16 protein-coding genes are annotated in these 19,782 nt (G+C 66.5%); 9 read left to right on the forward strand and 7 right to left on the reverse strand.

Features of this window, described 5'->3' with window-relative positions; translation table 11 throughout:
• Positions 1-45 precede the first annotated feature (45 nt).
• Together AAHB16_RS14385 and AAHB16_RS14390 are read left to right on the forward strand one after the other, a co-directional pair.
• Positions 46-1,461 (forward strand): dihydrolipoyl dehydrogenase, encoded by a 1,416-nt coding sequence (locus AAHB16_RS14385; protein WP_342051190.1) that lies wholly within the window; start codon positions 46-48, stop codon positions 1,459-1,461.
• A gap of 95 nt (positions 1,462-1,556) precedes the next feature.
• Positions 1,557-2,132, forward strand: a complete 576-nt coding sequence (locus tag AAHB16_RS14390; RefSeq protein ID WP_150374685.1) for a TetR/AcrR family transcriptional regulator — start codon at positions 1,557-1,559, stop codon at positions 2,130-2,132.
• Here the strand turns inward: AAHB16_RS14390 and AAHB16_RS14395 are convergent, their stop codons facing one another.
• From AAHB16_RS14395 to AAHB16_RS14420, 6 genes are all read right to left on the reverse strand, one after another.
• Positions 2,133-3,215: a calcium:proton antiporter gene (locus AAHB16_RS14395; RefSeq protein ID WP_342051191.1), complete on the reverse strand. Its 1,083-nt coding sequence runs from the start codon at positions 3,213-3,215 to the stop codon at positions 2,133-2,135.
• A gap of 68 nt (positions 3,216-3,283) precedes the next feature.
• Entirely contained in the window at positions 3,284-3,970 is a 687-nt protein-coding gene (locus AAHB16_RS14400) for an SOS response-associated peptidase (protein WP_342051192.1), read from the reverse strand.
• Between the two features lie 76 nt (positions 3,971-4,046).
• Positions 4,047-5,015, reverse strand: a complete 969-nt coding sequence (locus AAHB16_RS14405; RefSeq protein WP_342051193.1) for a Csu type fimbrial protein — start codon at positions 5,013-5,015, stop codon at positions 4,047-4,049.
• Positions 5,012-7,330 carry a fimbria/pilus outer membrane usher protein gene (locus AAHB16_RS14410; RefSeq protein ID WP_342051194.1) on the reverse strand — a complete coding sequence of 773 codons (2,319 nt, stop codon included), beginning with the start codon at positions 7,328-7,330 and terminating at the stop codon, positions 5,012-5,014. Before AAHB16_RS14410 ends, AAHB16_RS14405 begins: the two co-directional genes overlap by 4 nt.
• 6 nt (positions 7,331-7,336) lie before the next feature.
• Positions 7,337-8,113 carry a fimbrial biogenesis chaperone gene (locus AAHB16_RS14415; RefSeq protein ID WP_150374680.1) on the reverse strand — a complete coding sequence of 259 codons (777 nt, stop codon included), beginning with the start codon at positions 8,111-8,113 and terminating at the stop codon, positions 7,337-7,339.
• Positions 8,113-8,628, reverse strand: a complete 516-nt coding sequence (locus AAHB16_RS14420) for a Csu type fimbrial protein (RefSeq protein WP_191002412.1) — start codon at positions 8,626-8,628, stop codon at positions 8,113-8,115. Before AAHB16_RS14420 ends, AAHB16_RS14415 begins: the two co-directional genes overlap by 1 nt.
• Positions 8,629-8,987: 359 nt before the next feature.
• On the opposite strand from AAHB16_RS14420, the gene AAHB16_RS14425 reads away from it, so the two are divergent.
• A complete protein-coding gene (locus tag AAHB16_RS14425; protein ID WP_342051195.1) occupies positions 8,988-9,719 on the forward strand; it encodes a BON domain-containing protein in 732 nt (243 codons plus the stop codon).
• A gap of 362 nt (positions 9,720-10,081) precedes the next feature.
• Here the strand turns inward: AAHB16_RS14425 and AAHB16_RS14430 are convergent, their stop codons facing one another.
• Complete coding sequence (locus AAHB16_RS14430; RefSeq protein WP_150374677.1) at positions 10,082-11,041, reverse strand: LysR family transcriptional regulator; 960 nt, start codon at positions 11,039-11,041, stop codon at positions 10,082-10,084.
• Between the two features lie 324 nt (positions 11,042-11,365).
• On the opposite strand from AAHB16_RS14430, the gene AAHB16_RS14435 reads away from it, so the two are divergent.
• The 6 genes from AAHB16_RS14435 (at position 11,366) to AAHB16_RS14460 (ending at position 19,700) form a co-directional block, all read left to right on the forward strand.
• Positions 11,366-12,316: an alpha/beta hydrolase gene (locus tag AAHB16_RS14435; RefSeq protein WP_342051196.1), complete on the forward strand. Its 951-nt coding sequence runs from the start codon at positions 11,366-11,368 to the stop codon at positions 12,314-12,316.
• A gap of 203 nt (positions 12,317-12,519) precedes the next feature.
• On the forward strand, positions 12,520-13,794 hold the full coding sequence (locus AAHB16_RS14440; RefSeq protein WP_150374675.1) for an efflux RND transporter periplasmic adaptor subunit: 1,275 nt from the start codon (positions 12,520-12,522) through the stop codon (positions 13,792-13,794).
• A 101-nt stretch (positions 13,795-13,895) separates the two neighbouring features.
• Entirely contained in the window at positions 13,896-17,090 is a 3,195-nt protein-coding gene (locus AAHB16_RS14445) for an efflux RND transporter permease subunit (RefSeq protein WP_150374674.1), read from the forward strand.
• A 30-nt stretch (positions 17,091-17,120) separates the two neighbouring features.
• Positions 17,121-18,638, forward strand: coding sequence for an efflux transporter outer membrane subunit (locus AAHB16_RS14450; RefSeq protein WP_150374673.1), 1,518 nt, complete (start codon positions 17,121-17,123; stop codon positions 18,636-18,638).
• A gap of 99 nt (positions 18,639-18,737) precedes the next feature.
• Entirely contained in the window at positions 18,738-19,157 is a 420-nt protein-coding gene (locus tag AAHB16_RS14455) for a hypothetical protein (RefSeq protein ID WP_223851733.1), read from the forward strand.
• A 78-nt stretch (positions 19,158-19,235) separates the two neighbouring features.
• Entirely contained in the window at positions 19,236-19,700 is a 465-nt protein-coding gene (locus AAHB16_RS14460) for a DUF2127 domain-containing protein (RefSeq protein ID WP_150374672.1), read from the forward strand.
• Positions 19,701-19,782: the final 82 nt, after the last annotated feature.

Raw genomic sequence — 19,782 nt, forward strand, 5'->3', positions numbered from 1 at the left:
GGACCCGTTGGCCCCGTTTTGCCTGAAAAGGACAGGTACGAGAACATGACCACCATCCAGACCGACGTCGCCATCATCGGCGCGGGTACCGCAGGCCTTGCAGCGTATCGCGCGGCCACCGCCGCGGGCAAGCGCGCCGTGATCATCGAAGGCGGCCCTTATGGCACCACCTGCGCCCGCGTGGGCTGCATGCCCTCGAAGCTGCTGATCGCCGCGGCCGAGGCCGCGCACGAGGCGCGTCATACGTCGGCATTCGGCGTGCACATCGATGGCGAGATCCGCGTCGATGGCCGCGAGGTCATGGCACGTGTGCGTGGCGAGCGCGATCGCTTCGTCGGCTTTGTGGTGCGCGGTGTGGAGGGCATTCCCGACGCGGACCGGATTCGTGGCTATGCGTCGTTCGTGGAAGACACGGTGCTGAAGATCGACGACGGCACGATCGTGCAGGCTGGCCGCGTGGTGATCGCCACCGGTTCGAGCCCCGCCGTGCCGCCCGCGTTCTCGGTGTTCGGTGACCGCCTGATCGTCAACGACGATGTGTTCTCGTGGGAGGACCTGCCCGAGAGCGTCGCCGTGTTCGGCCCGGGCGTGATCGGCCTCGAACTCGGGCAGGCACTGTCCCGGCTGGGCGTGCGCGTGCGCGTGTTCGGCAAGGGCGGTGCGGTCGGTCCGCTCACGGATCCCGCTATCCGAGCCTACGCGGCGCAGGCGTTCAATCAGGAGTTCTCGCTCGATATCGACGCGAAGATCGTTGATATGCGCCGCGAGGGCGACGAGGCTGTGATCTCGTTCGCCGATGCCGCCACGGGTGACACCGTGACCGAGCGCTTTGCCTACGTGCTGGCCGCGACGGGCCGCAAGCCCAACGTCGCGAACCTTGGCCTGGCCAATACGAGCGTGACGCTCGACGTGCGCGGCCTGCCGGTGTTCGACGCGGAAACGCTCCAATGTGGGACGGCGCCGATCTTTATCGCCGGCGACGCCAACGACGTGCTGCCGCTGTTGCACGAGGCCGCCGACGAAGGCCGCCTGGCCGGCGAGAACGCGGCCGCATGGCCGCAGGTCAAGGCGATCTCGCGCCGCGCATCGCTGGGCGTGGTGTTCTCCGATCCGCAGATCGCGATGGTCGGCAAGCGCCATGCGGATCTCGGCGACGGCACCTATGTGACGGGCGAGGTCAGCTTCGAGGATCAGGGCCGCAGCCGCGTCATGCTCAAGAACCGCGGGCTGATGCACGTGTACGCCGATATCGAGACGGGCCGCTTTCTGGGTGCCGAATGGATCGGCCCGCGCGCGGAGAACATCGCGCACCTGCTTGCATGGTCGTATCAGCAGGGTCTGACCGTCACGCAGATGCTGGCCATGCCGTTCTACCACCCGGTGGTGGAAGAAGGCCTGCGCACCGCGCTGCGCGATGCGGATGCCCGGCTCGCGACGGCGCGCCTGAAACTGGCGGCCTGAATGAGGCGCCCGGCCGTTTGACGACAATTTGATAAGCAGTAGACAGATCTGTCTCCTATAATATGGACATTTACCGCTTATCAATTCGCACTGAAATGGCTACGCAATCGGCCCGGGACCGGATTCTCGACACCGCCGCACGGCTCTTTTACCGTGACGGCTACCGCGCAACGGGCGTGGACCGGATCATTGCCGAGTCGGGCGTCGCCAAGATGTCTCTGTACCGGCATTTCCCCTCCAAGAACGACCTGATCGCCGCTTACCTCGAGCGGCGGCACGATTTCTGGATGGGCTGGTTCGAGGCCGCCGTGACGCGCCAGCTTGCGCTGCGGCGCAATCTCGACGTCCTGGCCGACGCGCTTGCCGAGTGGTTCACCAGCGACGAGTACCGCGGCTGCGCGTTTATCAACGTGGTGGCCGAGGCTGGCGGCGGCGCGGGCGACGACCCGCGGCTGCTCGAGCATGCGGTCTCGCACAAGGCCTCGCTCGAGGACTACCTCGTGCAGCTGGCTTCGGATCTTGGCCTGACCAACCCTCAGGAGGTCGCGGCCGAGGCCATGCTCTGTGTCGAGGGGATGATCGTCCGATATCAGATGCGGTCCGACGACGCGGTCATCGCCGCCGGACGTCGATTGTTGGGCCGGTTACATCAGGACGCGGCCCGGCAATGATCAGGGCACGATCGTCATGAAGAGGTAGGCGGCGAAGATCACCAGGTGCACCACGCCCTGGAGGATCGTCGTGCGGCCCATGCCGAGCGTCAGCGACGCCACGATCATCGTCAGGAACAGCAGCACCATCTCCTTCGGGCCCAGCCCGAGTTCCAGCGGCCGGCCGATGGTGATGAACACCGCGGCCACGGTCGGAATCGTCAGGCCGATACTGGCCAGTGCCGATCCCAGCGCGAGGTTGAGGCTGGTCTGCAGGCGATCGGTCTGCGCGGCGCGCAGCGCGGCCAGTCCTTCCGGCAGCAGCACGAGGGCCGCGATGACGACGCCCACCACGGCGGCGGGCGCGCCCGCATTGGCCACGGCCGCTTCCACCGACGGCGACAGCATCTTGGCCAGCGCGACCACGGCCACCAGCGCCACGATCAGCAAGCCACCGCTCATGGCTGCGACACGCGCGGGCGGAGGCGGCGCGTGTTCGTTCTCGTCGTTCGTCCCTTCCACGAGAAAGTAGTCCCGGTGGCGGACCGTCTGCACGAAGACGAAACAGCCATAGAGCACCAACGACATCGCGCCCGAGAACGCGAGTTGCGACGGCGACAGGACCGGGCCCGGCGTGGTGCTCGTGAAGTTCGGCAGGACCATGGTCAGCACCAGCAGCGCGACCAGCGTGGCCATGGCCGCATTGGCGCCCGGGGCCTGGAAAGCCTGCTCGCGATGATGGAGCGCGCCGACGAACAGGCAGAGGCCGACGATGCCGTTGCAGATGATCATGACGGCCGCGAACACGGTGTCGCGCGCGAGGCCCGCTTTTTCTGGGCCGGCCGACAGCATGACGGAGACGATCAGCGCGACCTCGATGACGGTTACCGCGATGGCGAGCACGAGCGTGCCGAACGGTTCGCCGACCTTGTGCGCGACGACTTCGGCGTGATGCACGGCAGAGAAGACCGCGCCGGCCAGTGCGATCGCCATGATGGCAATGATCCAGCCCGATTCGGGCGCGCCAAGACCGATACCGAAGGCCACCCATGCGGCAATTGGGGCCCCGATCGTCCAGCCGGGCAGTTTGTTCGACGTCGCCATGCGTTCCTTTTTCTCGTTGATGCTTGTCTCGACGGGCCACGTGATGTGCAGACCTCACCGCATTGTACTCAGTCCGCCATCGGAATCGGCGCGCCCTGAACCTTCGGCGCCGGTTCGGCCGCCATCTGCTCGGACGGGTACAGGCGCAGGAAGGTTCGCGCGATTTCGGGATTTCGGCAACCGAGCCAGTCGTCCCACTGGTCGCGCGGGACGATCACGACCCCGCGTTTCTCGTCGCCGGGGCGATGGAAACGCGAGAGGACTTCATGCCCGTCGGCATTCACGGTAAGCATCGTGAACGACGGCATGCCGGGCGCGTCGGGAAGATCGGGCCAGTCGCGCCACAGTCCCGCCACGGCAAACGCTTCCATGTCGCGCACCCACACGCGCCAGCGCTCGGGCTTGCCCGGTGCCGTGGGCGTGCCGGATTCCGGATAGGCAAATTCGTAGAACGCCGTCGCGGGGACGAGGCATAGCTGCCCCTGGCGCCAGTAGCGCGAGAACGTGGGCCGCTCGCCGACCGTTTCGCTGCGCGCATTGGTCGTGTCGTAGCGGCGCGCGCCCGGAGGCGTACGCTTGCGCGGCACCATGCCGAACGTGGCGAGCACGCTCTCGCGCGACCCGTCGGAACGCTGGCGCACGATCGGGGCCGCATAGTCGGGATAGGTCTCGGCGCGAAACAGGTCCGGCGGCGGTTCGACGCCGAAGATCTCGCGCAGGATGCGGCGCTGGACCGGTGCGTAGTTCGTGCACATCGATGGATCTCCCTCGGCGGTGCGTCGCCTATGGTCCGCGCATCGCGGTACGCCGTCAACGGGCGCGGTCCCGGCCCTAGTACGTGATGGTCACGGTGACCGTGTCCTGATACGTGCCGGCCTGCGGGGTCGTCTGCGCGGGGACGCGCCCATAGAGATTGACCGTCTGCGCGGTGCCGGTGCCCGTGCCGCTCACGGTCAGCGTGCCATTGGTGCCGTCGCCCCAGGGTTCGGTGCGCGCGGCATTGCGGAACAGCTGGTAGCCGACGGTCTGCGTGCCGCCGCTGCGCGTCATGCGACGCGCGGCGACGGTTGCACCCGCGCCGGTGCCGGCATTGAGCGCGATGGAGTAGGGCGCGTTGAGCGTGCAGCGAACCGAGAGCGAGCCGTTGGCATCGAGGGCGGTCCGAAGGACACCGGACGTGCCGAAGTCGAGCGTGTTGGCGGTGATCACGCAGTCGTTGGCCACCGTGGCGGTGGCCGTGAACGTGATGGGCGTGCTTGGGCTCGAGAGGGTCGCGCAGTCGGGCGCGGGCACGAGCACGCCGTAGTCGAGGTAGGTGACTTCCGCGCTGAGTCCGCTGAACGTCGACGAATAGTTGCCGGCCACGGCCGACGACTGATTGGCGAAGAGGCGCGCGAAGTAGTTCACCGACGCGGTGCCATTGCCGAGCAGCACGGGGAAGTCGACCATGATCGGCGCAAAACCGGCGGTATTGCGCGCGCCCCATGGCGTCGTGTAGCTGTCCGAATAGATATTGAACTGGAGCTGCCGCGTGCCGCTGGCCATGATGCGTGGCGACACCGTTGTGCCGGCCGACCCGGTGCCGATGTTGATGCAGGCGCGGATTCGCGTGGACACCGCGATGCCCGTGCAGTTGATGGTGATGGTGCCGTTGACGTCGACCGTGTTGCCGGACACGGGACTGTAGCTGCCGAACGCAACGGAAGGCGCCGTGGCCGTGCAGGCCGCGTGCGCCCCGGACATGCCGCACAGGCATATCAGCGCCAGCAGCCACCGGAGGCCTGTCTGGCGGGCGCTCATGGCGCGCTGCCGGTGCAGGCGATCGGGCCGAGCCGCGGCAGCGGATCGCTGGTCGCCGCATAGCGCAGGCGCGCCGTGCACGGGCCCTGATCGGTGTCGGCGCGGAACGTGTTGTCGTCCCGCAGCGATTCGAAGAAGGCGAGGCCATCGTAGCCGATGACCGTGCGATCGCCGCTTTCCACATGCAGCACCGCGGTACCGGCCGGCAGCGGTGTGCCGACGGCATCGGTAAGCACCACCTGTCCGCCGCGGAACGACTGGATGGAGAACGCCGCGACGGCGCCGGACTGCAGTGCGGGGGCAATCGATAGCCGCGTGGAGCTCAGACGCGTGTTGATGGGCAGGTTCAGCGCATCGATCTCGATACGATTGGCATCGTACGGGAGCAGGTTCGGCACGAGGAAGTGGCCGCCGCTGTCGGTGGTGCCGATGCGGCGGTTCTCGACCAGCACGGGCAGATCCGGCACGCCGCCCGTGGAGACGAGCGCAAAGCTCTGGTCGATGCGGCGGCCCGCCATCACGGTACCGTCCATCGCGACGAGGGAGCCGCTGGCGCCGAAGGCCGTGGTCACGCGCCCCTGCAGATCCTGCACGGCCGCATAGGCGTCGCCATAACGCCCACGCACGTTGGCCTGCGCGAAGCCGCGCCACATGTCGCCGCCGCGCTGGGCGCCGACCTGATAGCCCCAGCCGCCTTCGTACGGCACCGTGCGGCTGACCGCGCCGATAAAGGTAGGCTTGCCGCCTTCGCGGCCCACCGTGGACGATGCCGTGGTGTCGTTGTCGATCAGGAAGGTCAGCGACAGCGAGACGCCGTAGGACGAGCCTGCGGCGAAATCGCGATAGGTACTCGCCGTAAATGCCGCGCGACGCCCGAGCTGCGCGGTCCATGCCAGCGAGCCGATGCGCGCGGCGCCATAGACGGGGTCCGACAGATCGATATAGCTCGCGGCGATATTGCCGCTGCGGCCGAGCGGCACCGAGACCGTTCCGCGATAGAGCGCGCTCGGCATGGGCGAGCCGGTGCTGGCGGCAAGGTCCTTGTAGTCGCCGAACGCGCGCGTGCCCTGCACGTCGATACTGAACGCGGGCGTGCGCCACTGGTAGCCGAGTCCGATCTGCTGGCCGCCGGACGCGCTCGTGCTCGTGGAGAGGTTCAGCACGCCCGTGAGCGGCAGCTTGAACAGCACGCCCGCCCCCGCGATGCCGACGCCGCGCGAGGCCTCGCCATGGCCCTCCAGCGTGATCGCATCGCTGAGGCCATAACGCACGGAGCCGCTTGCCGCCGGTGCCGTGTCGTAGCGGAACGAGTCGATGCCATAGGACGTGCGCGCGAAGCCGGCCTCGAACGAATAGTCGAACAGCCCCTTGGCCAGCAATCGGGAGTCGATATACAGCGGCACCGTGGTGCTGACGTCGCGGCCCAGCGCATCGCGCACGACGATGGTCGCCTGGCCCGCGCCGCTCAGTGCCGGCGCGTTGTTGATCACGAACGGGCCGCTCGGCACCTGTCCCGTGTACTGGCGCACATTGTTGATATACAGATCGACGGCGCCCGGCACCGCGGCCGAGCCGCCGAGCGCGGGCAGCGGATAGGTGATCAGGTCGGGCCGCAATCCGAAGTTGCGCCGGATCTGGAAGCCGCCGATACGCACGGGGCGGCTCCATGGCAGCGCGCCCGTAATCGCATCGCCGACGAGAATCGACTGCATGCCGGTGGGGTCCGCATGGCTCCACGACGTATCGAGGCGCACGTAGCGGTTGTTGCCGTTGTAGAACGTGGAGACCCCCGTATTGCTGAACACGCCGCCCGGATGGAACAGCCGCTGCTCGGTATAGAGGCCCAGTTCGTTGCCCGTGTCCGGCTGCGCGTAGGCCTCGTAGTTGAGCACGAAGCCGAAACCGCTCGTCACCGGCGGCCGTACGCGTCCGCGCGAGCCCAGTTGCACGGGCAGGCGCTGGCTGTCTTCGACGTTCAGGTAGACGCGCTGCATGCTCGGCTCATAGCGATACGTCACGCCGGGCAGGCGATCGAGCGGGACCATGCCATTGGCGCCGGCCAGCGACGGATCCGCGCGCAGGCCGATCTCGCCCAGTTCCTCGAGCGGCGTCGAGAGGGCGCCGCCATTCTCCGCGAATCGCGCGACGGCACCCGTCGATACGCCGTTGACCATGACTTCGAGATACGTGGTCTGGACGCCCGATGCGCCCGCGGGAACCGGCCCATCGTCGGCGCGTGCGGCCGAAGCGGACGTCAGCACGAGGCAGACGATCCAGGCCAGGCGGACCGGGCGCGCGGCGCGGCGGCATGCCATGCGTTCCTAGGGGCGGCCCGCCGCGACCGGCAGGCTTTGCGGTTCGCCGTTGACCGCACCATCGAGCCGCATGCTGCTGGCGGGCGCGAAGCCCGCGGGCAGATGGATTTTCCAGACGCGCACGGCACCGGGCAGCGCGTAGCCGAACAACCCGCTGCCCACGTTGATCCGCTGGCCGCCGTTGACGAGTGCGATATCGCTGAGCCGCGCGTGGCGCTGGCCCGCATTGCGCACGGCGAGGACCCAGGCGCCGCGGCTTTCCCCATCGTCACGCCACAGGTTCAGCATGAGTTGCGGCGGCGTCGTGGCCGGGGGCGTGCCCGCGAACACGGGCACCGAATAGCGCAGCTGGAGCTTGACGCCCGATGCATCGGGCGTGGCATCGGGGACCGGCAGTTCGTCGATGAGCAGCCGATATGCGGACTCGCCCGCCGGCGCGCCCGGTGCCGCGGCGCGCGCGGGTCGCACGATGCGCACGAGCTGATCGCTGCCGCCCTGAATGCGCACGATCGGCGGGCTGGCCACCACTTCCTCGGTGGCGGTCAGCGCGTCGTTGCCGGTGTCCTGCGTCCAGCGGAAGACACGCACCTGCGCATGGATGGGCGTGTTGCCCTGATTGCGCAGCGTGAGCGCGGCCGCGCCCGCGCCGGCGGGCAGGTCGATCCGTACCGGGGTGATCTGCAATGAAGTGGCGTGCGCCGGGCAGACCGCTGCCAGCGCGGCCAGCACCAGTGCCAGCAGCGTTGCGGAATCCGGACGCCGCCCTGTGGCGGCGTGGCGCATCAGAAGTTGATCGTCGCGGTGACGGTCGTGGTGTAGGCGCCTGCGCCAGGCGTCGTTTGGGCCGGCACCCGTCCATACATCACGAACGGTTGCGCGGTGCCGTTGCCGGTGCCCCCGACGGTGTCGGTATTGGGGGTATTGCCCCAGATCTGCGTGCGTGCCGCATCGCGATAGATCTGGAATTGCACCGTGGCCGCATTCGGGCCCGTCATGAGGCGATTGGCGATCGTGCTGCTGGCGGTGCTGCCGCCGTCGAGGCCCACCTGGAACGGTGCGCCCGTGCTGCACGTGACCGAGACCTGCGACTGCTGGTCGACGTTGGCGGCGAGCACGCCGGTGCTGCCGAAGTCCAGATCGCTGGCGGCGATCGTGCAGTCGTTGGTCAGCGTGAGCCGGACCGTGAACGTGGTGGTCTTGGTCGCGGCGCCGAGCCACAACGGGAGCGCGGAGAGCGCGGCGAACGCGGCGATCCGCAGGGACAGACGGCGAGACGGTGGGCGAGACGTTGATTGCATCATCGAGGGTTTCCGTTGCGGCCGATGATGTGATGGTAACGAGTGTTGTCGCCGTCGCCATCGGATTTACAACGTTCAAATTCCCTTAACGCGCGCACGTCGTGATTTAAGTATCACTGAATTCGATTCGCTTGCCGGAAACCGTTGCGGGGTGCGGCTTTGCGGGCATGCGGGCGGCGTTCGACAACGCCTCGCACGGCACACGACAAGCCCGTTGTGCGGTCAAACGCGATACCACCGCGGTGTGCTTGAGCAGTTGTTTGAAACATGTCTGGACCGTCCCGGGTGGATGCCCGGAGGAGGATTTCTATAATCGATTCGATGGACTTCCCGCAGACGATCTAACCATGGAGGACATCATGCCTAGCAATGAAGCGGTGTTGACGCAGGCGCGCGCCGCGCTGTCACAAGTACCGTATCAGGGCCGCCAGCTGCAGCCCGCGATTCACCTGCGGCTGTCGGACGGGGCGCTGATTCTCGAAGGGGAGGTGGGCAGTATCGTGGACAAGACGCGCGCGGCCGCGCACGTCCGTCGCGTGGATGGCGTGACGGCGGTGATCGATCATCTGCGCGTGGCCGATGGCGCGGTACCGGTGGGCGACGGTGCGCTGCGCGACGCGGTGTGCGAGCGGTTGCTCAATGCGATCGATTTCCGCAACTGCCGGATCTGCGCGCACACGAAGGGGCGTGTGGAAACGGTGCGCGAAGCGGTGGGCGAGCGCAGCGGGTGGATCGAGGTGGCGGCCGCCGATGGCGTGGTGACGCTGCGCGGCAACGTGATCAGCCTCTCGCATATGCGGCTGGCCGGCGTGCTGGCATGGTGGTCTGGCGGTTGCCGTTGCGTGATCAACGAGATTGTCGTGGCGCCGGCCGAGACCGATCGCGACGACGAAATTTCCGAGGCGCTGCAACTGGTGCTCGAGACCGACCCGTTCGTCGATGCGAGCTGCATCCGCGTGCGGACCGAGGGCAGGGTGGTGACGCTGGAAGGCTATGTGGCCAGCGAAGGCACGCGCAAACAGGCCGAGCGCGATGCCTGGTATGTGCAGGGCGTGGACGACGTGATCAATCGAATCGTCCTGCAGAGCTGAGGCAGACATTCAGAGATTTCTGATTCACACCGGCAGTGGGGGAGGCAAGAATGAGGTGCCGTGTCCATCGGGCATGGCCTCAATCATTCCTGCCATAACAAAATGAAAATCCTCCTCACACTGCTCGTCGGGCTGATCAAGCTATCGCTGAAATTTTCCCTGAAATATTCCCCTTACGTCTTGCTGGTTCCCATATCGGTGGTCAACGTGACCACCGATATCGAGGTGCGATGCTCGCATCGGTGCAACGGGCCGGACGGTCCGGACGGTCCGAACGATGCGGACAATGCGCACGATGCGCACGATGCGGGCCTCAGGCCAGACCGCCCGGAGACGGGCGCGCCGAAGGGTGACGAAGGCTCTCAGCCCGCCGCGGCCAGCGCGCGGATCGCGTCGCGCGTGGAGGGCTGCTGCGCGGCGCCGAAGTGCGGATGCTTCGAGAACAGGTCGGCCGCCCAGTTGACGAACACGCGGACTTTGGCCGAAAGGTGGCGGTTCTGCGGATACATCGCCGAGATCGGCAGTTCTTCGGTCTGCCAGTCGGGCATGACCTCGACGAGCCTGCCGCTGGCGACATAGGGCTCGGCCATCGCGCGCGAGATCCGCGAGATGCCATGGCCTTCCAGCGTGCAGCCCAGGTAGACCTCGGCGTCGTTGGTCGAGATCACCGACGGCAGCAGGATCTCGCCCTGCTCGTCGCCGCGCGTGAGGGGCCACGGCATCTCGCGTCCCGTGCGGTTGGACAGGTAGTTCACGGCCTTGTGCTGGGCCAGCTCGGTCAGATTGGTCGGCGTGCCATGACGGCGCAGATAGATCGGGGACGCGTACATTCCGAGCTTCAGCACGCCGATGCGGCGCGCGACCATGCTTTCGTCCAGCAGGTTGCCGACGCGCAGCACCACGTCCACGCCTTCCTTGAGCAGGTCGATGGGTTTGCCGTTGAGCGTCAGTTCGAGCTTGAGCTCGGGGTAGGCCTCGAAGAACTCCTGCAAATGGGGGATGATGACCATCTGCGCGAGGCCTGCTACCGTGTCCACGCATAACGTCCCACGTGGCGAATTGTTGTGCCGGGTCAGCGATTGCTCGGCTTCCTCGACGTCCGCGAGAATCCGCACGCAGCGTTCGTAATAGGCAGCGCCATCGGTCGTCACGCTGATGCGGCGTGTGGTACGGTGCAGCAGCTTGACCCCGAGGTGGGTTTCCAGATTCTGGATCAGGCGGGTCAGGGTGGCCTTGGGCAGGTCGAGCGATTCGGCCGCGCGGGCAAAGCTGCCGACATCCACCACCCGTGTGAATGCCTGCATTGAGACTAGACGATCCATGGTGTTGCTTCCCCCGTGTGACTTCCCTGCGGCGGGCCGTGGCGGAGCCCTGTCTTTGGATGATCGGCGCTGGAAAGCACGGCAGTGAATCACATTTAGGCCGTCCTTTTCAAGGGAATGGGTACCGATTGGCGCGATCCAGCCCGTATTGGTGGCGCGAAGGCACCGGAAAGGTGCCCGTATCACGATGATCCGCCGATTATTCCACCTCAGAAACAGTGCGTTGGCAATCTCTTGCTTTATCCCATCCCCGACAATCACCATAATTCGTTGCATCGCAACACATGATCGCCGCCCGTGGACGCACGCCGCGGCACCAGCCAAATGTCCAAGACAATCAGCTCGACCCAACCGGTAGCCCTTGTGGAACAAGGGAAGGAACCCGGCAAGTCGGGCGGAAAGACGATCAAGGCAGGGGCGCGGGTCGCGCAGCATGAGGTGGTGAGCGGTGAACGTACGATCTCCGTATGGGTGAGTTACCCTCCGGGATATGCCCCGGGCGGCGCGCAGGCGAGCAGCGGACTGCTGCCCTGGCTCGTGTACCTCCATGCGGGCGGTTTCGTGCAGAGCGATTGCGAGGCGGCATGCGAGCTGGCGGCGGATCTGGCCAGCACGGTGCCCGCCGTGGTGGTGACGCCGGGCTATTCGCTGGCGCCCGACCATCCGTTTCCGGCCGCGCCGGAAGATGCCGTGAATACGGTGGCGTGGGTGCTCAAGCACGCACGGCGCCTGAAGGTAGACAAGTCGCGCTTTGCAGTCGTTGGAGAAGAAGCCGGGGGCAACCTGGCGATCGCGCTGTCGCAGATGCTGCGCGATCGGGGATTGCCGCAACCGGCGGGTCAATGGCTGATTCGACCGGTGACGGACCCATGCCTGCAGCATGCATCGTGCACGGCCGGTCCTCGCCGTGTGTCGATGGAAATGTTGCAGCAATTAGCGTGCAATTATCGAGACTACCTGCCGACGCCGGCGGATAGCGTGCACCCGTATGCCGCGCCGGCGCTGGCTTCGAGGCTGGGCGGACTTCCCCCGGCGCTCGTGCAGGTGGCCGAACTGGATGCATTGCGGGCGGAGGGCGAAGCGTTCGCCGAGCGCCTGCGCAAGGCCGGAGTGCCGGCCGAGACCATGATCATGCCCGGCGCCTGTGGCGACGGGGTGGAACAGTCCCATGAGAGTTGCCAGGCATGGGTCAACGAAGGTGCGCGATTCCTGCGCGCGTGTTTTGCGCAGGGCGACGACGCCTCATCCCGGCCCGAACGCCGGTCCGGCGCATAGAGCGACCGGATTAGAGGCCAGCAGTCTTTCATGCTGGCAATCGCCGTAAAGGTAGCGGCATAGGCGCGGCTGTTCGGCCGGGTCCTGCGACGTACACACGGTATCCCCCCTTTTTTCCGGGCCTTCGGACCCGGCGGGAAGCGTTCGGCCATTTTTTGCTTTCAGTTGAAGAAAACCCGACAGAAACACGGAGTGAAGAAAACATGAATCACCAGTCTCGACGCACGCTGATTGCCGTTGCCATCGTGGCGGTTCTCGGTATTGGCGTGGCAACCTCGGTCCTGCGTCCGTGGCATGGGGGCGAAGCGCAGGCCAACACAGCAACCCCGCCGGCACCGGCCGTGGAAGTCGCCGCCGTGGTCGGCAAGACGATCACGGAATGGGATGAGTTCTCGGGCCGCATGGAGGCCGTCGATCGCGTGGAGATTCGTCCGCGCGTCTCCGGCACCATCGACACCGTGCATTTCCGTGAAGGCGCGATCGTGAAGAAGGGCGACCCGCTCTTTACGATCGACCCGCGTCCGTACGCCGCCGAAGTGGCGCGCGCGGAAGCGGCACTGGCCGCCGCGCAGGTCCGCGCCTCGCATGCGCAGACCGAGAAGGCACGTGCGCAGCGCCTGCTGGACGACAACGCGATTTCCAAGCGCGAATACGACGAGCGCATCAATACGGCCAGCGAAACCGGTGCCGACGTACGCGGCGCGCAGGCGGCGCTCGAGTCCGCGCGGCTGAACCTCAGCTACACGCGCATCGTCGCGCCGGTGGCGGGGCGTGTGTCGAAGGCGGAAATCACGGTGGGCAACCTCGTGGCGGCAGGCGCGTCGTCGCCGGCGCTGACGACGGTGGTGTCGGTCTCGCCGATCTACGCGAGCTTCGACGTGGACGAGCAGAGCTATCTGCGCTTCACGGCGCCGGGCGCGGGCGGCGGCAAGAAGGATCTGCCGGTCTTCCTGGGTCTGGCCGACGAAGACGGCAACCCGCGCGAAGGCAAGGTGCAGTGGGTGGACAACCGCCTGGATACGCGTAGCGGCACCATCCGCATGCGCGCCGTCTTCAACAACGACGATGGCCGCCTGCTGCCGGGCCTGTACGCGAAGGTCAAGCTCGGTGGCGGCACGCCGCATCCGGCCGTGCTGATCAACGATCGCGCCGTGGGCACCGATCAGGGCAAGAAGTTCGTGCTGGTGGTCGGCAAGGACAACAAGCTCGGCTACCGCGAGGTGGACCTCGGACCGTCGTACGACGGGCTGCGCGTGATCCGCAAGGGCCTGACCCCCGGCGAGAACATCGTCGTGAACGGCCTGCAGCGCGTGCGTCCGGGCGATACCGTCGCCCCGAAGGTTGTCGATATGGCATTCCGCAGCGAACTCCAGCCCAAGGCTAATGCGAATGCACCGAAGCAGGCAGAGCAGGCCGACAAGGCTGCCGAGCAGGTTGTCGGTGGCAACGAGAAGCCCGCGGCAAAACCGGTGAGCTAAGCGCTTTCCCGCCAGAGCCCACGTAGACCAGAACTTCCCGTGTTGTCGATGGCGTCCGCCCAGGCGGACTGCCAGGGGGAAGCGCTTTCGCCGAGACCAAGATGAATCTCTCGAAATTCTTTATCGATCGCCCGATTTTTGCGGGCGTGCTGTCGGTGCTGATCTTCCTGATCGGCGCCATCTCGATGTTCAAGCTACCGATCTCGGAGTACCCGGAAGTGGTACCGCCGTCGGTCGTTGTGCGCGCGCAGTTCCCGGGCGCCAACCCGAAGGTGATCGCCGAAACGGTGGCCACGCCGCTGGAAGAGCAGATCAACGGCGTCGAGGACATGCTGTACATGAACTCGCAGGCCAACAGCGACGGTTCGCTGACGCTGACTGTGACGTTCAAGCTTGGCACCGATCCCGACAAGGCACAGGTGCTCGTGCAGAACCGGGTGGCGCAAGCCGAGCCGCGTCTGCCCGAGGACGTGCGCCGTCTGGGTATCACGACTGTCAAGAGCTCGCCCGACCTCACCATGGTGGTCCACCTGGTGTCGCCGAACGACCGCTACGACATGACGTACCTGCGCAACTACGCGCTGATCAACGTCAAGGACCGCCTCGCGCGGATCCAGGGCGTCGGCCAGGTGCAGATGTTCGGTTCGGGTGACTACTCGATGCGCGTCTGGCTGAACCCGGAGAAGATTGCCGAGCGTCAGCTGTCCGCCTCCGACGTGGTGCGCGCGATCCGCGAGCAGAACGTGCAGGTGGCGGCCGGCGTGATCGGCCAGTCGCCGTCGCTGCCGGGTACCGACCTGCAACTGTCGGTGAACGCGCAGGGCCGCCTGCAGACCGTCGAGGAGTTTGGCGACATCGTCGTCAAGAGCTCGCCCGATGGCGCGGTCACGTACCTGAAGGACATCGCGCGCATCGAACTCGGCGCGTCGGAATACGCGCTGCGCTCGCTGCTGGACAACAAGTCCGCCGTGGCGCTGCCGATCTTCCAGTCGCCGGGCTCCAACGCGATCCAGATCTCGGACGACGTCCGCAAGACCATGGAGGAGCTGAAGGAAGGCTTCCCCGATGGCGTGGACTACAGCATCGTGTATGACCCGACGCAGTTCGTGCGTCACAGTATCGAGGCCGTGGTGCATACGCTGTTCGAGGCGATTGCGCTCGTGGTGCTCGTGGTGATCCTGTTCCTGCAGACGTGGCGCGCATCGATCATCCCGCTGCTGGCGGTGCCGGTGTCGATCGTCGGTACGTTCGGCCTGATGCATGCGTTTGGCTTCTCCATCAACGCGCTGTCGCTGTTCGGCCTCGTGCTGGCCATCGGTATCGTGGTGGACGACGCGATCGTGGTGGTGGAAAACGTCGAGCGGAACATCGAGGAAGGATTACCGCCGAAGGAAGCCACATACAAGGCCATGCGCGAAGTGAGCGGCCCGATCATCGCGATCGCGCTGACGCTGTGCGCGGTGTTCGTGCCGCTGGGCTTCATGACGGGCCTGACCGGCCAGTTCTACAAGCAGTTCGCGCTGACGATCTCCATCTCGACGATCATCTCGGCCTTCAACTCGCTGACGCTGTCGCCGGCCCTGTCCGCGCTGCTGCTGCGAGGCCACGATGCACCGAAGGACTGGCTGACGCGTGCGATGGATCGCGTGCTGGGCGGCTTCTTCAAGCGCTTCAACCGCTTCTTCCATCGCAGCAGCGAGAACTACGGCAAGGGCGTGACCGGTGTGATCGGCCGCAAGACCGCCGTGTTCGGCGTCTATGCGGTGCTGCTGGTCGCCACCTGGGGCATTTTCCAGATGGTGCCGAAGGGCTTCGTGCCCGCGCAGGACAAGCAGTATCTGGTGAGCTTCGCCAAGCTGCCTGACGGCGCGACGCTGGACCGCACCGAGGACGTGATCCGCCGCATGTCGGAGATCGCGCTCAAGCAACCGGGCGTGGAATCGGCCGTGGCCTTCCCGGGCCTGTCGATCAACGGTTTCGTGAACAGCCCGAGCCAGGGCATCGTGTTCGCGACGCTGAAGCCGTTCGACGAGCGCAAGTCGAAGGACCTGTCGGGTGACGCCATTGCCGCCGCGCTGAACCAGAAGTACGGTGCCGGCATCCAGGACGCGTTTATCGCCGTGTTCCCGCCGCCGCCGGTGCAGGGCCTCGGTACGATCGGTGGTTTCAAGATGATGATCGAGGACCGTCAGGCGCTCGGTTACGACGCGCTGTTCGACGCGACCAATGCGTTCCTCGGCAAGGCTCGCGCCACGCCGGAGCTCGCTGGTCTGTTCTCCAACTACCAGATCAACGTGCCGCAGCTCGACGTTCAGCTGGATCGCGTGAAGGCCAAGCAGCTGGGCGTGCCCGTGACGGACGTGTTCGACACGCTGCAGACGTACCTGGGCTCGACCTATGCGAACGACTTCAACAAGTTCGGCCGTACGTATCAGGTGAAGGTGCAGGCGGATGCGCAGTTCCGCGCGCACGCCGAGGACATCCTGCAGCTGAAGGTCCGCAACCAGTCGGGCGAGATGGTGCCGCTGTCGTCGCTGGTCAAGGTGAAGCAGGGCTTCGGTCCGGATAGCGTGGTGCGCTATAACGCGTTCACCGCCGCCGACATCAACGGCGGTCCGGCTCCGGGCTTCTCGTCGGGCCAGGCGCAGGCTGCCGTGGAACGCGTGGCCGCGGAAACGCTGCCGAAGGGGATCAAGTTCGAGTGGACCGACCTGACGTACCAGGACATCCTGGCCGGCAATGCGGGCATCTGGATCTTCCCGCTGTGCGTGCTGCTCGTGTTCCTGGTGCTGGCCGCGCAGTATGAAAGCCTGACGATGCCGCTCGCGGTGATCCTGATCGTGCCGATGAGCCTGCTCGCCGCCATGACCGGTGTGTGGCTGACCCGTGGCGACAACAACATCTTCACGCAGATCGGCTTCATCGTGCTTGTGGGGCTGTCAGCGAAGAACGCGATCCTGATCGTGGAGTTCGCACGGGAGCTCGAGCATCACGGCCGTACCGTGGTCCAGGCCGCCATCGAAGCCAGCCGCCTGCGTCTGCGCCCGATTCTGATGACGTCGTTCGCGTTCATCATGGGTGTGGTGCCGCTCGTGGTCTCCACCGGCGCCGGCGCGGAAATGCGTCATGCGATGGGTGTGGCGGTGTTCGCGGGCATGCTCGGCGTGACGTTCTTCGGCCTGTTCCTGACGCCGGTGTTCTACGTGTCGCTGCGCCTGCTGGCCACGCGCCGCGAGCGCCGCGAAGCGGCTGCCCACAAGGGCGGCGCATCGGAAGCGATCGCTTCGGCCGAGTGACATGACAAGAATCCAAACGAGAGAACAACCATGATTGCCCAACTGACCAACCAGTTGCCCCGCCTGGCCACGCTGGCCGCCGCGCTGGTGCTGGCGGGCTGCTCGCTGGCGCCGACGTACAAGGTGCCGGAGACGGCCACCGCGGCAACGTTCAAGGAAGCCGAGGCCGCGCAGGCCGAAGGCATCCAGTGGAAGACCGCGACGCCGGCCGATGGCCAGGCGCGCGGGGAGTGGTGGAAGGTGTTCGGCGACGACGACCTCAATCGTCTGGTCGATGCCGCCAACTCCAGCAACCAGGACCTCGCGGCGGCGGCCGCGCGCGTGAAGCAGGCGCGCGCGATCACCGGTGCGACCGAAGCGGACCTGTACCCGCAGCTCAGCGTCGGCATCGATCCGACCCGCACGCAGTATTCGGCGGCCTCGGTGAGCTATCTGGGTACCGGCGCCACGCCGCCGATCCAGACCCTGGTGCGCGCCCGTGCGATTGCCAGCTACGAGCTCGATCTGTTCGGTCGCGTGGCCAGCAACGTGGCGGCGGCACGTGCCGACGGCGAAGCGGCCGACGACCTGTTCCGCTCGGTGCAGCTTGCGCTGCAGGCGGACGTGGCGCAGGCCTACTTCAACCTGCGCACGCTCGACAGCGATCGCGAGATCCTGCAGGCCACCATCAAGCTCCGCGAGGATGCGTTGTCGCTGCTGCGCAAGCGGTATGAGGCGGGCGAAACCACCGATCTCGACCCGGCCCGTGCCGAGGCCGAACTCGGTACCGCGCGCGCCGATCTGGCCGCGACCGAGCGTCGCCGCGCGAACCAGGAGCATGGCCTGGCCGTGCTGACGGGCCTCGCGCCCGCCCAGTTCGCGCTGACGCCGCGCCCGCTCCAGCTGACGCCGCTGTCGGTGCCGGCCGGTCTGCCGTCCGAACTGCTCGAGCGTCGTCCCGACATCGCGCAGGCCGAGCGTCAGATGGCTGCCGCCAACGCGCGTATCGGCGTGGCGCGCGCCGCGTTCTTCCCGCGCATCTCGCTGTCCGCGTTCTTCGGCTTCGAGTCGTCGAACTTCGCCGATCTGTTCAAGTACTCGTCGCGTGCGTGGGCAATCGGGCCGCTCGTGGGTTCGACGCTGGCGCAGACCGTGTTCGACGGTGGCCGCAATAGCGCGAACCTGGCCGGTGCGCGCGCGGCGCACGAGGAATCGGTCGCCACGTATCGCCAGACCGTGCTGACCGCGTTCCGCGAGGTCGAGGACAGCCTGGCCGACGTGCGCTGGCTGAGCCAGCAGAACGCGGCGCTGGACACCGCCATCGCCGGCGCCAAGCGCGCGCAGCGTATTTCGCGCAGCCGCTATGACGCGGGTGCGGTCGATTACCTGACCGTGATCGACGCCGATCGCACGGTGCTGCAGTCGCAGCGCGATGCGAATACGGTGGCGGGGCTGCGTGCGTCGGCGACGGTGTCGCTGGTGCGTAGCCTTGGCGGTGGCTGGGGACCGTTGCAGGAGGCGGTCGCCTCGAACGACGGTGCCAAGGTGAAGACGACCGCATCCAACTAAGCGCGGCGTTACGAACCGTTGCACTCGCCTTGCTGGCGCGATGCTTCCAGAGCACTAGACTGGAAGCATCGCGCCAGTTTCGTTTTGGGAGGGCGCAGCATGCGGCAAAAGCACTGGATGGCATGGGGCGTCGCGTCCGTCGCTCTCGTTGCCTTCGTCACCCTCGCCATGACGGCAACGGCGATCGCGCAACCGACCGTTGCGGGCTCGATTGCGGTGGGAGGCTCCGCGCGCGTGCGCGGGCCGGTGACGGTACACGGCAACCTGAGCGTGGACGGCAACGTGCACGCGAGCGGTCCGATCACCGCGGGCTGGCTGGCCACGCCCGGCGGCGGCTATCCGCGCCCGCCGCATCGCACGCTGTACAAGGAGTTCAACGGCCCGGTGACGATCCACGGCACGATGATCGTGCATGGCGACCTGCAGGTGGATGGGCCCATCACCGTCGATGGCGCGATCGAGTCGGGCGGCGGCATCGATGCCGACGGGCCGATCGTGGAGCGGGAGTCGCGGCGATAGGTTCTGGTGACAGGTTGTGGTGATGCAGATGTCGCGGATGTTGCACAATGTCGACCTTTCGACATTCTTCCCATCGCCATGGCACACGCCTCCTCCGCACTGGGCCTGCGCGGCATCGCGCTGTTCGAAGCCGCCAAGGGCGCGCTCGTGATACTCGCCGGCATCGGCATCGTGGCCCTGCTGCATCGCGATGCGCAGGCCATCGCGGAGCAGATCGTGGCACGCCTCCACGTCAATCCGGCGAGCCGTTATCCGACCATTTTTCTGTCCCTGATGGCGCATCCGACCGACGGCCGGCTGTGGGCGATCGGCGGTTCCGCAGCGGTCTACGCGCTGATGCGATTCGCGGAAGCCTATGGACTGTGGCACAACCTGCCATGGGGCAAGTGGATAGGCGTGTGGTCGGGCGGCATCTATATTCCGGTGGAGTTCTACGAGGCCGTGCGTCACCCGACGGTCCTGCATATCGGCCTCGCCGTCGCCAACGCGCTCGTGGTGGTGTACCTCGTCGGGGGATTGCTGCGGCAGCGGGGCGCCGGCTAGAAATTTTTCAAATGTCGCGACATCGACAGGTAAGGTGCGGCCTCGGGTACGGCAAATGGGGCACGACATCGTCGCCCGCGAT

The organism is Cupriavidus sp. OTU4054 (assembly GCF_038440175.1).
GTDB lineage: Bacteria > Pseudomonadota > Gammaproteobacteria > Burkholderiales > Burkholderiaceae > Cupriavidus > Cupriavidus pauculus_D.